The sequence below is a fragment of the Blastococcus sp. TF02-8 genome, assembly GCF_003319175.1.
Lineage (GTDB): Bacteria > Actinomycetota > Actinomycetes > Mycobacteriales > Geodermatophilaceae > Blastococcus.
Genome location: NZ_QOHK01000008.1, coordinates 73,822 through 87,407, shown reverse-complemented (window position 1 = coordinate 87,407; position 13,586 = coordinate 73,822). Strand labels below are relative to the sequence as shown.

Here is a 13,586-nt window from a genome sequence, read left to right as displayed (position 1 = left end):
ACGCATCGACCGCGCGGATGAGGCGCGACGGTCGCGCGGGTCGACCCGGCGTTCCGGCCGGAACGCGGCGTCGTCACCGCTCCACCGGAGCCGCGCCCGTCGTACCGTGGCGGGGGTGACGGAGACGCCCGCACCAGCCACCCCCTCACCCGCACCGACCACCCTCGGCGACCTGCGCGCCACCGGGGCCTCCTTCCGGCCGGTCAAGGCCGAGATCCGCGCCAACCTGCTCGCCCGCCTGTCCGCCGGCGAGCCGACGCTCCCGGGCATGGTCGGCTTCCAGGACACCGTGCTCCCCGAGGTCGAGCGCGCCCTCATCGCCGGCCACGACCTGGTGCTCCTCGGCGAGCGCGGCCAGGGCAAGACCCGGCTGATCCGCACGCTGGTCGGGCTGCTCGACGAGTGGACGCCGGTGCTCGTCGGCAGCGAGCTCAACGAGCACCCGCTGGCCCCGATCAGCGTCTGGGCGCACCGGCAGATCGCCGAGCACGGCGACGCGACCCCGGTCGGCTGGCTGCACCGCAGCGACCGGTTCGGGGAGAAGCTGGCGACGCCGGACACCAGCGTCGGCGACCTGATCGGCGACGTCGACCCGATCAAGGTCGCCGAGGGCCGCACGCTCGGCGACCCGGAGACGGTCCACTACGGGCTCGTGCCCCGCACCAACCGCGGCATCTTCAGCGTCAACGAGCTGCCCGACCTCGCCGAGCGCATCCAGGTCGCGCTGCTCAACGTCCTCGAGGAGCGCGACATCCAGATCCGCGGCTACCGCGTGCGGCTGCCGCTGGACCTGCTGCTCGTGGCCAGCGCCAACCCCGAGGACTACACCAACCGCGGGCGGATCATCACCCCGCTCAAGGACCGGTTCGGGGCCGAGGTGCGCACCCACTACCCGATCGAGCTGGCCGACGAGATCCGGCTGCTGCAGCAGGAGGCCGCGGTGAGCTGGCCGACGGCGTTCGGTGCCGACCACCTCGCCCAGCCGGTCGTCCCGCAGCACCTGGTCGAGATCGTCGCCCGGTTCACGCGGCTGGTCCGCGAGTCCGGCCACGTCGACCAGCGGTCCGGTGTCAGCGCCCGCTTCGCCATCGCCGGGCTGGAGACCGTGGCCGCCTCCGCCGTCCGCCGTGCCGCCGTCGCCGGTGAGACCCGACCGGTGGCCCGGGTGGTCGACCTGCCGGCGATCGTCCCGGCGAGCCGGGGCAAGGTGGAGTTCGCCGACGCCGGGTCCGACCCCGACGACGACCGCGAGCTGGAGATCCTCGACCACCTGCTCCGCCAGGCGACGGCGCAGACCTTCCGCGCGCGCTGCGCCGGGCTGGACCTGACCGGGCTGCAGGAGCACTTCACCGGCGGGGACACGGTGGAGTCCGGCGACCTGGTGCCGGCCCCGGCGCTGCTCGGCCAGCTCGGCACCATCCCGAAGCTGGCGGAGCTGCTGGGCCGGCTCGGGGTGCCCGAGGGCGAGCAGTCCGCCGAGCAGGCGGCGGCCGCGGTGGAGTTCGCGCTCGAAGGCCTCTACCTCACCCGGCGGCTGGCCAAGGACACCGACGGCGGCCGCACGGTCTACGGGGCCTGACCGTGGCGCACCGGGCACCGAAGGGCTACCGGTACGGCCGGTGGCGGGGCGGCGCCGATCCGCTCACCCCGCCCTACGACCTCGGCAACGCCGTCGACGAGATCGGCGACTCCGTGCTCGGCGGCAGCGGGGTGCGCGAGGCGCTGCGCGAGCTGCTGCGCCGGGGCACCGAGGGGCGTCGCGGCCTGGACGAGCTCCGTCGCCAGGTGCGCGACCGGCTGCGCAAGGCCCGCACCGCCGGGCGGATGGACGGCACCCTGCAGGAGGTGCGCGAGCTGCTCGACAAGGCCCTGGAGGCCGAGCGCCGCGAGCTCTTCCCGGACCCGGACGACATGGCGCGGCTCAAGGAGGCCGAGCTCGACGCGCTGCCCGGCGACACCGCGGGGGCGGTCCGGGAGCTGAAGGACTACGACTGGCGGTCGGCCGAGGCCAGGCAGGCCTACGACCGGATCCAGGACCTGCTGCGCCGGGAGGTGCTCGACAGCTCCTTCGCCTCGATGAAGCAGGCGCTGGAGAACGCCAGCGAGCAGGACCTGCAGGCGGTCAAGGACATGGTGGCCGACCTGTCCCGGCTGGTCGACGCGCACAACCGCGGCGAGGACACCGACCAGCAGTTCGCCGAGTTCATGGAGCAGCACGGCCAGTTCTTCCCCGACCGGCCGGAGTCGGTCGAGGAGCTGATCGACTCCCTGGCCCGCCGGGCCGCCGCCCAGGAACGCATGATGGCCGGGCTCTCCCCCGAGCAGCGCGCCGAGCTCGGCGAGCTCATGGCCCAGACCATGGAGGACATGGGGCTGGCCAGCGAGATGGCGCGCCTCTCCGACGCGCTCCGCCAGGCGCGGCCGGACCTCCCGTGGGGCCAGCGCGGCCAGGTGCCCGACGGCGAGCCCTCCCTGGGTCTGGGCGACGCCACCAGCGCCGTCGCGGAGCTGGCCGACCTGGAGGCGCTGTCCAACCAGCTGTCCCAGGGCTACGCCGGCGCCTCGCTCTCCGACGTCGACGAGGAGCTGCTGGAGCGGGCGCTCGGCCGCTCGGCCGCCGACGACCTGGCCGCCCTGCGCCAGCTGGAGCGCGAGCTCGAGCGGCAGGGCTACCTGGAGCGCTCCGACGGCAAGCTGGAGCTCTCCCCCAAGGCCGTCCGCCGGCTCGGCGCCACCGCGCTGCGCCGCGTGTTCGCCAAGCTCGACGCCACCGGCCGCGGTGAGCACGACGTCGCCGACGCCGGCGCGGCCGGGGAGCTGACCGGCAGCTCGCGGGAGTGGCAGTTCGGCGACGAGCAGCCGCTGGACGTCGTCCGCACGGTGAAGAACGCCGTCCTGCGCACGGCGCACCAGCCCCGGGAGGACGGCGCCCGCGCCGTGCGGATCGCCGTCGAGGACTTCGAGGTGGTCGAGACCGAGCGCCGCACCGGTGCGGCCGTGGCCCTGCTGGTGGACCTCTCCTACTCGATGGCGCTGCGCGGCACGTGGGGAGCGGCGAAGTCGACGGCGATGGCGCTGCACTCGCTGGTGACGACGAAGTTCCCGCAGGATGCCATCGAGATCATCGGCTTCTCCTCCACCGCTCAGGTGCTGCGGCCCGAGACGCTGGCGGAGCTGTCCGTCGACACCCTGCAGGGCACCAACCTGCAGCACGGGCTGATGCTCGCCCGGCGGTTCCTCGCCCGGCACCGGGACGCCGAACCGGTGGTCCTGGTGGTCACCGACGGCGAGCCGACCGCGCACCTGGAGGACGACGGCACGCCGTTCTTCTGCTGGCCGCCGATGCCCGAGACCATCGCGCGCACCGTGGCCGAGGTCGAGCGGGTCGCCCGGTCCGGGGCGACCGTGAACGTGTTCGCGCTCGACCCCGACCCCGGCCTGGTCCACTTCGTGCACGACCTGACCCAGCGGGCCGGTGGGCGGGTGTTCCAGCCCGACGCCGAGCGGCTCGGCGAGTACGTCGTCGCCGACTACCTCCGCACCAGACGCGGCCGCCGCGCCCGCTAGGCCCGTCAGTCGCTGGAGCTGATGCCCGGGATCTGCCCGGCACGGAAGGCGTCCACGAACAGCCGGTGGTCCTCCATCGTGCGCAGCGCGTAGGACCGCGCGAACTCCACCAGGTCGGCGACGAACTCCGCGCGCCGGTCGCCGATCATCGTCAGCACCGCCTCCTCGGTCTGGAACGGAACGAGGTCGTGGTCGCTGTCGGCGTCGCCCACGCAGTGCAGCTTCGCGGTGGCCCGGCCGAGCTGCACGAGCACCGGGCGGATCTCGTCGGGCTCGGTCAGGTCCTCCCAGTCCAGGTCGAGCTCGTAGGGCGAGAGCTCGGCGACGACGAAGCCGGTTCCGCGGATCTCGGTGTGGCCGAGGAACTGCGAGGTGTGCGACTGGAGGGCCCGCTGGCTGGTCACCGTCCGGTGCCCCTCGTGCGCGAAGTACTCCCGGATCCGGCGATCGGTCACGATCCGGCTGGGGGCCGGGACGTTGGCCTGCTTCACCGAGAGGACGACGTCGTTCTCCAGCGCCTCGTCGTAACCCTCGAGCAGCACGTTGTACGCGGGCAGCCCCGCGCTGCCGATCCCGAAACCACCCGTGCCGATCAGGTCCTTGACGCCGTAGGCCACCTCCCGCCGCCACGGCCGCGGAGGCAGCGTGTCCTTGTACCGCTCCAGCGCCTCGAGCACCTCCCGGCGCTCGGCGTCGTCCAGTCGCCGGTTGCGCGACCCGTCCACGAACCGTCGCTCGTGCCGCTCCACGACCGTCATCCGGTCCAGCAGCGAGAGCCGGGTGCGGGTGGCCGTCTCCTGCACGAGCGCGCGGACCGCGCCCTCGGTGTTGTGCACCGTCAGCGCGAACTCGCGGTCCGCGTCCGAACGGCTGAACGCCTCCACCTGGTCCAGCCACGCGTCGAGGTACACCCGGATCAGATCGGCGATGACGCCGTCGGAGAAGGCCTTGCGCCAGGCCATCAGCGCGAAGCTGGCGACGAACCGGCGCAGGTCCCAGCTCACGTGGCCCAGGTAGGCCTCGTCGAAGTCGTTGACGTCGAAGACGATCCGCCCCGTGGAGTCCATGTAGGTGCCGAAGTTCTCGGCGTGGAGGTCACCGTGGATCCACACCCGCGACGTGCGCTCGTCGCTCCACGGGTCCCGGGATGTCGCCATGTCCGCGTAGAACAGGGGTGCGCTCCCCCGGTAGAAGGCGAAGGGGTCGGCCGCCATCTTGCGGAACTTGGTGCGGAAGGCCTCGGCATCGGCCTCCATGAGGTCGCCGAACGCGTCGACGAGCACCTCGACGATCTGCCGGGCGCGCTCGCCGGTGTCGCCCGAACGGGTCAGATCAGCTGAGGAAGGGGCCACAGGTCGCACCGTAGGGGGCCGATAACGTCAGTGGTGCCCCGGGGCAACCGCCGACAGGGCGCCGACGAGCAGGGACGGAGGGACGATGATGCAGACCGACACCGCCCGACGACTCGCGACCGGCGCCGCCTACGGCGGTGGCAGCGTGACGATCGCCGGGGCCGCGCTGTTCGCCCTGCTCCGCGAGGAGGCCCGGTCGGCCCGCCGCAAGGTCGAGGCCCGGACCGACAAGCAGGACCCGCCGTCGGGCGACGGCGTCTACGGGCGCGGGCGCGGGCGGGCCAAGCCGATCGTGCTCACCGTCCTGGGTGACTCCAGCGCCGTCGGCCTCGGCGTCACCCGCGCCTCGCAGACCCCCGGCGTGCTCGTGGCCGCCGGCCTGGCCGAGCTCGCCGAGCGCCCGGTCCGGCTGGTCCGCCTCGCCGTGTCCGGCGCCCGGGCCCGAGACCTGGAGGCCCAGGTCGACCGCGCGCTGCTGGAGAAGCCGACCGTCGCGCTGATCATGATCGGCGCCAACGACGTCACCAGCCGCACGCCCACCGCCGTCTCGGTCGGCCACCTGACCGACGCCGTCCGCCGGCTCACCGCCGTCGGCTGCGAGGTCGTCGTCGGCACCTGCCCCGACCTGGGCACGATCCGCCCGATCGCCCAGCCGCTGCGCACCCTCGCCCGGCGCTGGAGCCGGCAGATGGCGGCCGCGCAGACCATCGCCGTCGTCGAGGCCGGTGGGCGCACCGTCTCACTGGGCTCCCTGCTCGGGCCGGCGTTCGCCTCCGACCACGGCATGTTCAGCAACGACGAGTTCCACCCGAGCGCCGCGGGCTACGCCGCGGCCGCCGCCGTGCTGCTGCCCGCGGTCGCCGACGCGGTCGACGTGTGGCCGGCCGGCGCCGAGCGCGGCCTGCGGTCGCTGCGCCGTGACAGCGTGCGCCCGGTGGCCCGTGCCGCCGCCCGCGCCGCCAACCGTCCGGGCACCGAGGTGCAGGGCACCGAGGTCGCCGGTTCCGGCACCGGCCCCCGGGGCCCGTGGGCGCTGCTGCGGCGGCCGCGGCCGACCGGCGTCCCGACACCGGAGGAGGCCGAGCGGGCCGAGTCCGAAGCGGAGCCGACCGCCGCCTCCTGAGGACGTGACCCACGGCACACCCGGGGGTTCCCTCCCCCGACAGCGGGATGCGTCGCTGCGACGCCGGGGTACTTTCCGAGATGACCGATGTCCGGCGACCCGTGTCGGACCCCCTCATCGTGGAGGACCCATGCCCGAAGCCGTCATCGTCTCGACCGCGCGCTCCCCCATCGGCCGCGCGTTCAAGGGCTCGCTCAAGGACATGCGACCCGACGACCTGGCCGCGGCCGTCGTCCGGGCCGCCCTGGACAAGGTGCCCGCCCTCGACCCGCGCGACATCGACGACCTGATGCTCGGCTGCGGCCTCCCCGGCGGCGAGCAGGGCCACAACATGGGCCGCGTCGTCAGCGTCCTGCTCGGCATGGACCACCTGCCGGGCACGACGATCACCCGCTACTGCTCCTCCTCGCTGCAGACCACGCGCATGGCCCTGCACGCCATCAAGGCCGGCGAGGGTGACGTGTTCATCTCCGCCGGTGTGGAGACCGTGTCCCGGTTCGTGAAGGGCAACAGCGACTCGCTGCCCGACACCCAGAACCCCTTCTTCGCCGACGCCCAGGCGCGCGGCGCCAAGGTCGCCGAGAGCGGCGCCGACTCGTGGACCGACCCCCGTGAGGACGGCCAGGTCCCCGACATCTACATCGCGATGGGCCAGACCGCGGAGAACCTGGCGCTGCTCAAGGGCGTCTCCCGCGAGGAGATGGACGAGTTCGCCGTCCGCAGCCAGAACCTCGCCGAGGAGTCGATCAACAACGGCTTCTGGGACCGCGAGATCACCCCGATCACGCTGCCCGACGGCACCGTCGTGACGAAGGACGACGGCCCGCGCCCCGGCACCACCCTCGAGGGCATCTCCGGGCTCAAGCCGGTCTTCCGCCCCGACGGCCGGGTCACCGCCGGCAACGCCTGCCCGCTCAACGACGGCGCCTCGGCCGTGGTGATCATGAGCGACACCAAGGCCGCCGAGCTGGGCCTCACCCCGCTGGCCCGCGTCGTCTCGACCGCGGTCACCGGCCTCTCGCCGGAGATCATGGGCTACGGCCCGGTCGACGCCTCGCGCCTGGCCCTCAAGCGCGCGGGCATGACCATCGACGACATCGACCTGGTCGAGATCAACGAGGCGTTCGCCGCGCAGGTCATCCCGAGCTACCGCGACCTGGGCATCGACATCGACAAGCTGAACGTGCACGGTGGCGCCATCGCCGTCGGGCACCCCTTCGGCAGCACCGGCGCCCGGATCACCGGCACGCTGATCAACGGCCTGCAGACCAAGGACAAGACGTTCGGCCTGGAGACCATGTGCGTCGGCGGCGGCATGGGCATGGCGATGGTGCTGGAGCGCCTCTCCTGAGCCGAGTCGCCCCCTCGCTCTCCCCGCGATCATGAAGTTCGGGAAGCAACGCGCCGTCCGAGCGCGGCGTGTCTGCTCCCGAACTTCATGATCGCGACGGAGTGGGGGCGCGGGTAGCACCCCCGAGACGACAGTGGCCCGGCCCCCGCGAGGGGACCGGGCCACCGTGCTGTGGTGCCGGGGCTGCTAGTCCTCGGAGAAGTAGGACAGCAGGCGCAGGATCTCCAGGTACAGCCAGACGATCGTGACCAGCAGGCCGAACGCGATGTACCAGGCGAACTTCGCCGGAGCGCCGCGGCGGATGGCCTCATCGGCCATGTCGAAGTCCAGCAGCAGCGAGAAGGCCGCCACGCCGATCACGACCAGGCTGAAGACGATCGCCAGCGGGCCGCCGTCACGCAGGCCCAGGCCGCCGGGGGTGAAGAAGCCGGCGACGATGTTGGCCAGGGCCAGGACGAGGACGCCGATCAGGGCGGCCATCATCCAGCGGGTGAACTTGGGGGTCACCCGCACGGCACCGGTCTTGTAGACGACCAGCATGCCGGCGAAGACACCGAAGGTGCCGATCACCGCCTGCATCACGATGCCGTCGAAGCGGTCGTTGAAAGCCTCGCTGATCGCTCCGAGCGCCGCGCCGTACAGCGCGCCGTAGGCGAGCGTCGCGACCGGGCTGGCGATCTGCTTGAAGCTGATGACCAGGCCGAGGACGAAGGCGACCAGCACCGCGGGGAGCGCGAGGTTGAAGCCGGTGTAGCCCGGCAGCGACCAGACGAACGCGGCGGACAGGACCGTCACCAGGAGCGAGAGCCCGGTCTTGGTGACGACGTCGTCCATCGTCATGTAGCGCGTCGCCGACGTGGTGCCGTAGGGCGACGGGGCGGCGTACTGGTCCTGCGGGGCCGGAGCGCCGTACTGGGGCGCGCCGTACTGGGGGGCCCCGTACTGCGGGCCGCCGTACTGGGGCGCGTTGCCCCAACCGGCGTACTGCTGGCCGGGGCCGGCGTTGTTCCCGAACCCTCGGCTGAACGCCGGGTTCCTACTGGGCATCGTCATCTCCTCGAGAGGACTCGTGGGTCGTGGAGCCAACCTCGCGCACTCCACTCGGTCTGGTCAACGCCCTGCACCCCGGAAGAGTTCCGCGTCGCCGGGTGGCTCGACCGCGGCTGACCTGGCGTCCCTCAGGGGCGCGGGTTCGTGCGGCGCCAGCCGCGGTCGTCGCGGCGGGCACCCTGTCCGGCGCGGCAGCGCCGGCACACCGCCTGGACCTCCTCGGCGTGCCGGCCCGACTCGGGCTGGGCGTCGGCCCAGGGCACGTGGGGGAACCGGACCAACCTCGACCGGCTCAGCGCGAGCCCGCAGACCGTCTCGTTGCGCCCCTGGTGCCAGGCGTGCACCTCACCGGAGGGGTAGCGGACCCCGTCGTCCGGATCGATCCACTGCCCCGTCGCCGCCACTGCCGCGTTGCCCGCCATGGGTGGGGCGTACCCGCAGGACGGCGGACACGCCCCGACCGTCAGCGATCGGCGGCGACCAGCTGGTGGTCCGCGGGCCCGGAGGAGGACTTCTCCAGCGCGGCACCCTCGACGTCCAGGACGGGCAGCCAGCGGAGCCACCGGGGCAGCCACCAGGCCTTGTCCCCCAGCAGCGCCAGGGCCGCCGGGACGAGCACCATCCGGACGACGAAGGCGTCGAAGAGGATGCCCGACGCGAGCGCGAACGCGATCGACTTGATGGTGGGCTCACCCGCGGGCACGAAGCCGGCGAACACCGAGAACATGATCAGCGCGGCCGCGACCACGACGGGCGCCGCCTGGCGGAAGCCGGTGCGGATGGAGTCCAGCGGCGAGGCGCCGTGGCTGTGCGCCTCGTGCATCCGGGACACCAGGAAGATCTGGTAGTCCATCGCCAGCCCGAACAGGATGCCGATGACCAGGATCGGCGTGAGGCTGATCAGGGGCCCGGTGGTGTCGAGGTTGACCGCGTCGGCCAGCCAGCCCCACTGGAACACCGCGACGGTCGCGCCGAGCGAGGCGCCGATCGTGAGCAGGAAGCCGAGGACGCCGACCAGCGGCACCAGCAGCGAGCGGAAGACGAGCACGAGCAGGACCAGCGCCAGGCCGACGACCAGGGCGAGGTACACCGGCAGCGCGTCGTCGAGGCTCTTCGCGACGTCGACGCTCACCGCTGTCTGCCCGGTCACCGAGGCCTCGACGCCGTCGAGGTCGGCCAGCTCGGCGCGCAGGTCGGCGACCAGCTGCTCGGTCGCCGGGTCCGTCGGCCCCGACTCGGGGATGACGGTCAGCAGCGCGGCGGTGTCGTCGGCGTTCGGGATCGGCGGGGTGACGGTCACGACGTCGCCGAGCCCGCCGACCGCACCGGTCACCGCGGCCGCGGCCTCCGCGGCGCCCCGGCCCTCGAAGAGGACGGTGAGCGGGCCGTTGAAGCCCTCGCCGAAGCCCTTCGCCAGCAGCTCGTCGGCCCGCGCCTGGGTGCTGTCGGCCGGCGGGGTCTGCACGAGCGTCGTCTGCATCGAGAAGAACGGGACGGCGATGATCCCGAGTGCGACGATGGCCAGCAGCAGGCTGACGACGCGGAAGCGGGTCACCCGGGCGACCCAGCCGGCGAGGAAGCCGCGCCCGGCCGGTGCGCCGGCCGGATTGGCCGCTCGCTGCTTGCGCGGCAGCGCGCGGCGGCCGAGGAAGCTGAGCGCCGCCGGCACCAGCGTGAGGGCCACCAGCACCGCGACGACGATCGTGGCGGCGGCGGCGACACCCATCTGGGTCAGGAACGGGATGCCGACGACGAACAGGCCCGCCAGCGCGATGACGACCGTGAGGCCTGCGGTCACCACGGCCGAGCCTGCGGTGCCGACGGCGGTCGAGATGGCAGTGCCGACGTCGGCGCCGTGGCGCAGCTCCTGCCGGTACCGCGTGATGATGAACAGTGCGTAGTCGATGCCCACCGCCAGGCCGAGCATCGCGGCCAGCGTGGGGGTGGTCGAGGACAGGTCGGTGAAGCCGGTGGCGATGGTGACGCCGAGGACGCCGATGCCGACGCCGACGGTCGCCGTCAGGAGGTTCATCCCCGCCACGGCGAGCGCCCCGTAGGTGACGGCGAGGACCAGGAGGGCCACGACGACGCCGACGACCTCGGACGGTCCACCCACGTGCGGCGGGGCCTCGGTCGCCTCACCGGAGACCTCCACGGTGTAGCCGCTGCCGCGCGCGTCGTCCACGACGTCCAGCAGCGCGTCCTGCTGGGCCGGGGTGACCTCGCCGCGGGGCTCGTCGTAGGTGACGGTGCTGAACGCCGTCGTCTGCTCCCGGTTGATCGAGGGCGCCGCCGGGTCGAGCGGGTTGGTCGCGGAGACGACGCCGGGCAGCTCCCCCAGCTCGGCGACCAGGTCGCTGATCGCGGCCGCGCCCTCCGGGGAGGTGACGGTCCCGCCGTCGGGGGCCACGACGACCACGCGCGCGCTGGCCCCCTCGCCACCGGCGCCGAACTCCTCGCCGATGCGGTCGAGGGCGACGGTCGACTCCTGTCCGGGGATGGAGAAGCTGCTCGACGTCTCGCCGGCGAGCGTGACCGCGCCGATGCCGCCGCCGACGAGGACCGCCAGCCAGACGAGGACGACGGCGAGCCGGTGCCGGTGCGAGAACGCGCCGAGCCGGGACAGGACTAGAGCCATGGTGATCGGGCCTTCACTGGTCGGAGCGGGGAAGAGCGACGGGCCCGCGGTGGCCGAGCGCGTCGAAGCAGGTGGCGGCCACGTGCGCCCGCCAGGCGGTGGTCTGGTCCTCGGGGGGCGCGGCGAGGGTGAGGACGGCGAGGGCTCCCAGGGCGCCGATCACGCGGACGGCGCGTTCCGGCGCGGTCGTGGCGGGGTCGACCCCGAACGCCTCGAGGACCGCGGCTTCCGGTGACGCGTCCTCGGCGAGGTCCTCGTCCTCCGCCCGGGTCGCCGGGGCGAGCAGCAGGGCCACGAGTCCAGGGTGCGCCAGTGCGGCGTCCAGCACGACGTCGACCGCGAGGCGGTCCCGCTCGGCCCCGACGGGGAGGTGGCGCACGGAGTCGAGCACCCGGCGCGCCACGGTGTCGACCTGCGCCACGACGCCGTCCCGGAGTGCGTCCTTGGTCGGGAAGTGGTGCAGCAGCCCGGCCTTCGACAGCCCGACGGCGTCGGCGACGTCCTGGATCGAGGTCTTGGCGAACCCCCGGCGGGCGAACAGCGCGGCGGCACGATCGAGGATGCCCTCGTCGATCTGCTGCCGGAACGGTCGCGCCACGAGAACTAGGTTACGCACGACCGACCGGATCGGTCGGTTTCCCGGACGAAAGGGTCGGTGCCCTTCGTCACAGCGGTCCCGGTGCCCCCGGTCGGACTCGAACCGACACTCGAACCCTTTTAAGGGGCCTGCCTCTGCCGATTGGGCTACGGGGGCGCTGTGCGCACGGTATCCGTCCGGGGCTCTACGGTGACCTCGCTGCCCCCGATCCCGCACCGGAGGACCCGTTGCCCGCGAGAAGAGCACCCCAGCTGCCGGCCGGCGTCATGCGCACCGTCGTCCGCACCCTCGTCCGGCCGGTCCTCGGCCCGCGGGTCCCGGTGGGCGTGCAGCGGCGCTGGCTGGACACGGTCAGCGGGACGACGCCTCCCGCGACCGGCGTCGACATCCGCACCGGCCGGCTGGGCGGTCGGCCCACCGAGGTCCTGGTCCCCGCGACCACGCCGACGACCGCCCAGGTGCTGTACCTGCACGGCGGCGGCTTCACCACGGGTTCGGCGGCCACCCACCGCACCCTGGCCAGCCACCTGGCGGCGACCACCGGCGCGGTGGTCCACCTGCTCGACTACCGGCTCGCCCCGGAGCACCCCTTCCCCGCCGCGCTCGACGACGCGCTGGCCGCCTACCGGGAGCTGCGCGAGCGGACCGAGCACCCCGGGCGCACGCTCGTCGTCGGCGACTCCGCGGGCGGCTGGCTGGCCCTGACCGCGGCCCTCCGCCTGCGCGACGAGGGCAGCCCGCTCCCGGCGGCGCTGGGGCTGATCTCCCCCTGGCTGGACCTCTCCGGCGCCGACCGACGCGACGACCTGACCGACCCGATGCTGCAGCCGGCCTGGCTGGCGCGCTGCGCCGCCGAGTTCGCTCCCGGTCGCGACCTGCGCGGCCGGGAGCTGAGCCCGCTGGCGGCCGACCTGACCGGCCTGCCGCCGCTGGTGGTCCAGGTGGGCAGCGAGGAGATCCTCTTCGACGAGGCGGTCCGGCTGGCGGAGCTCGCCCGTGCGGCCGGCGTGCCCGTGGACCTGCGCCGGTTCGACGGCATGTGGCACGTGTTCCAGGTGTCGGCCGGCTCGGTGCGGGAGGCCACGACGGCCGTCACCGTCCTCGGGGAGGCGCTGACGGCGCACCTGCCGGCGCGCTGATCAACCGGCCGCCAGCTCGGTCGCGCGGCTCAGGACGGCGTCGAGCATGGGCTCGGTGAGCTTGCCGGTGAAGGTGTTCTGCTGGCTCACGTGGTAGCTGCCCAGCAGCGTGAGCGGACCGCGCGAACCCTCGAGGGCCACCTCGACGCCGTGCCCGAAAGCCGGTCGCGGGCGCGGCACGGCATACCCGGCGGCGGCGAGCACCGGCCACAGCGCGGTCCAGCCGAACCCGCCGAGGACCACGATCACCCGCAGCCGGGGCAGCAGCTCGAGCTCCCGGGCCAGCCACGGCGAGCAGGTGTCCCGCTCCTCCGGGGTGGGCGCGTTGGCCGGCGGGGCGCAGCGCACCGCGGCGGCCACCCGCACGTCGGTCAGGTCCAGCCCGTCGCCGATGTGGGTCGAGGTCGGCTGGTTGGCCAGTCCTGCCCGCCAGAGCGCGGCGAAGATCCAGTCCCCGCTGCGGTCCCCGGTGAAGACCCGGCCGGTCCGGTTGCCGCCGTGCGCGGCAGGAGCCAGCCCGACGACCGCGATCCGCGCGTCGGCCGGGCCCAGTCCGGGCACTGGCCGCCCCCAGTAGTCCTCCTCGCGGAAGGACGCCCGCTTGACCCGCGCCACCTCCTCGCGCCAGGCCACCAGGCGGGGGCAGGCGTAGCAGCCCGAGATCCGGGCGTCGAGGACGGCCAGGTCCGGGGTGCTCCGCGCGGAGCGCACCACCCCGGCGGGTGTGCGCGTGACGGGGAAGCCGCCTGCGTCGAGCGCCACGGGGTG

Annotated in this window: 11 protein-coding genes and 1 tRNA gene; 5 read left to right on the top strand and 7 right to left on the bottom strand. The window is 73.7% G+C overall.

Annotated elements, in window-relative coordinates; translation table 11 throughout:
• The first annotated feature begins 115 nt into the window (after positions 1–115).
• Positions 116–1,579: a sigma 54-interacting transcriptional regulator gene (locus tag DQ237_RS15715; protein ID WP_240619674.1), complete on the top strand. Its 1,464-nt coding sequence runs from the start codon at positions 116–118 to the stop codon at positions 1,577–1,579.
• A 2-nt stretch (positions 1,580–1,581) separates the two neighbouring features.
• A complete protein-coding gene (locus DQ237_RS15710; RefSeq protein ID WP_113801069.1) occupies positions 1,582–3,567 on the top strand; it encodes a VWA domain-containing protein in 1,986 nt (661 codons plus the stop codon).
• Positions 3,568–3,572: 5 nt separating this feature from the next.
• Here the strand turns inward: DQ237_RS15710 and DQ237_RS15705 are convergent, their stop codons facing one another.
• Positions 3,573–4,919 (bottom strand): DUF2252 domain-containing protein, encoded by a 1,347-nt coding sequence (locus DQ237_RS15705; RefSeq protein ID WP_240619673.1) that lies wholly within the window; start codon positions 4,917–4,919, stop codon positions 3,573–3,575.
• Positions 4,920–5,004: 85 nt separating this feature from the next.
• Here DQ237_RS15705 and DQ237_RS15700 point away from each other — a divergent pair, with 85 nt between their 5' ends.
• Together DQ237_RS15700 and DQ237_RS15695 are read left to right on the top strand one after the other, a co-directional pair.
• On the top strand, positions 5,005–6,042 hold the full coding sequence (locus tag DQ237_RS15700; RefSeq protein WP_113801068.1) for an SGNH/GDSL hydrolase family protein: 1,038 nt from the start codon (positions 5,005–5,007) through the stop codon (positions 6,040–6,042).
• 130 nt (positions 6,043–6,172) lie between these two features.
• Positions 6,173–7,393 carry an acetyl-CoA C-acetyltransferase gene (locus tag DQ237_RS15695; RefSeq protein WP_113801067.1) on the top strand — a complete coding sequence of 407 codons (1,221 nt, stop codon included), beginning with the start codon at positions 6,173–6,175 and terminating at the stop codon, positions 7,391–7,393.
• A 186-nt stretch (positions 7,394–7,579) separates the two neighbouring features.
• Here DQ237_RS15695 and DQ237_RS15690 read toward each other — a convergent pair whose 3' ends face one another.
• The 5 genes from DQ237_RS15690 to DQ237_RS15670 form a co-directional block, all read right to left on the bottom strand.
• Positions 7,580–8,440: a Bax inhibitor-1/YccA family protein gene (locus tag DQ237_RS15690; protein WP_113801153.1), complete on the bottom strand. Its 861-nt coding sequence runs from the start codon at positions 8,438–8,440 to the stop codon at positions 7,580–7,582.
• Positions 8,441–8,571: 131 nt separating this feature from the next.
• A complete protein-coding gene (locus tag DQ237_RS15685) occupies positions 8,572–8,865 on the bottom strand; it encodes a hypothetical protein (protein ID WP_113801066.1) in 294 nt (97 codons plus the stop codon).
• Between the two features lie 41 nt (positions 8,866–8,906).
• Positions 8,907–11,081 (bottom strand): MMPL family transporter, encoded by a 2,175-nt coding sequence (locus tag DQ237_RS15680; protein WP_113801065.1) that lies wholly within the window; start codon positions 11,079–11,081, stop codon positions 8,907–8,909.
• Between the two features lie 13 nt (positions 11,082–11,094).
• Complete coding sequence (locus DQ237_RS15675) at positions 11,095–11,679, bottom strand: TetR/AcrR family transcriptional regulator (RefSeq protein WP_113801064.1); 585 nt, start codon at positions 11,677–11,679, stop codon at positions 11,095–11,097.
• A gap of 82 nt (positions 11,680–11,761) precedes the next feature.
• Positions 11,762–11,835, bottom strand: a tRNA-Leu gene (locus tag DQ237_RS15670).
• Positions 11,836–11,906: 71 nt separating this feature from the next.
• Between DQ237_RS15670 and DQ237_RS15665 the strand changes: the two genes are divergently transcribed.
• Positions 11,907–12,818 (top strand): alpha/beta hydrolase, encoded by a 912-nt coding sequence (locus DQ237_RS15665; protein ID WP_205730243.1) that lies wholly within the window; start codon positions 11,907–11,909, stop codon positions 12,816–12,818.
• On the opposite strand, the gene DQ237_RS15660 is transcribed toward DQ237_RS15665, so the two are convergent.
• Positions 12,819–13,580: a uracil-DNA glycosylase gene (locus tag DQ237_RS15660; protein WP_113801063.1), complete on the bottom strand. Its 762-nt coding sequence runs from the start codon at positions 13,578–13,580 to the stop codon at positions 12,819–12,821.
• Between the last annotated feature and the right edge of the window lie 6 nt (positions 13,581–13,586).

Excerpts from the sequence above, each read along its gene's own strand:
- DQ237_RS15685 (WP_113801066.1), bottom strand. The coding sequence starts at position 8,865 with ATGGCGGGCAACGCGGCAGTGGCGGCGACGGGGCAGTGGATCGATCCG.
- DQ237_RS15680 (WP_113801065.1), bottom strand. The coding sequence starts at position 11,081 with ATGGCTCTAGTCCTGTCCCGGCTCGGCGCGTTCTCGCACCGGCACCGG.
- DQ237_RS15695 (WP_113801067.1), top strand. The coding sequence starts at position 6,173 with ATGCCCGAAGCCGTCATCGTCTCGACCGCGCGCTCCCCCATCGGCCGC.
- DQ237_RS15690 (WP_113801153.1), bottom strand. The coding sequence starts at position 8,440 with ATGCCCAGTAGGAACCCGGCGTTCAGCCGAGGGTTCGGGAACAACGCC.
- DQ237_RS15700 (WP_113801068.1), top strand. The coding sequence starts at position 5,005 with ATGATGCAGACCGACACCGCCCGACGACTCGCGACCGGCGCCGCCTAC.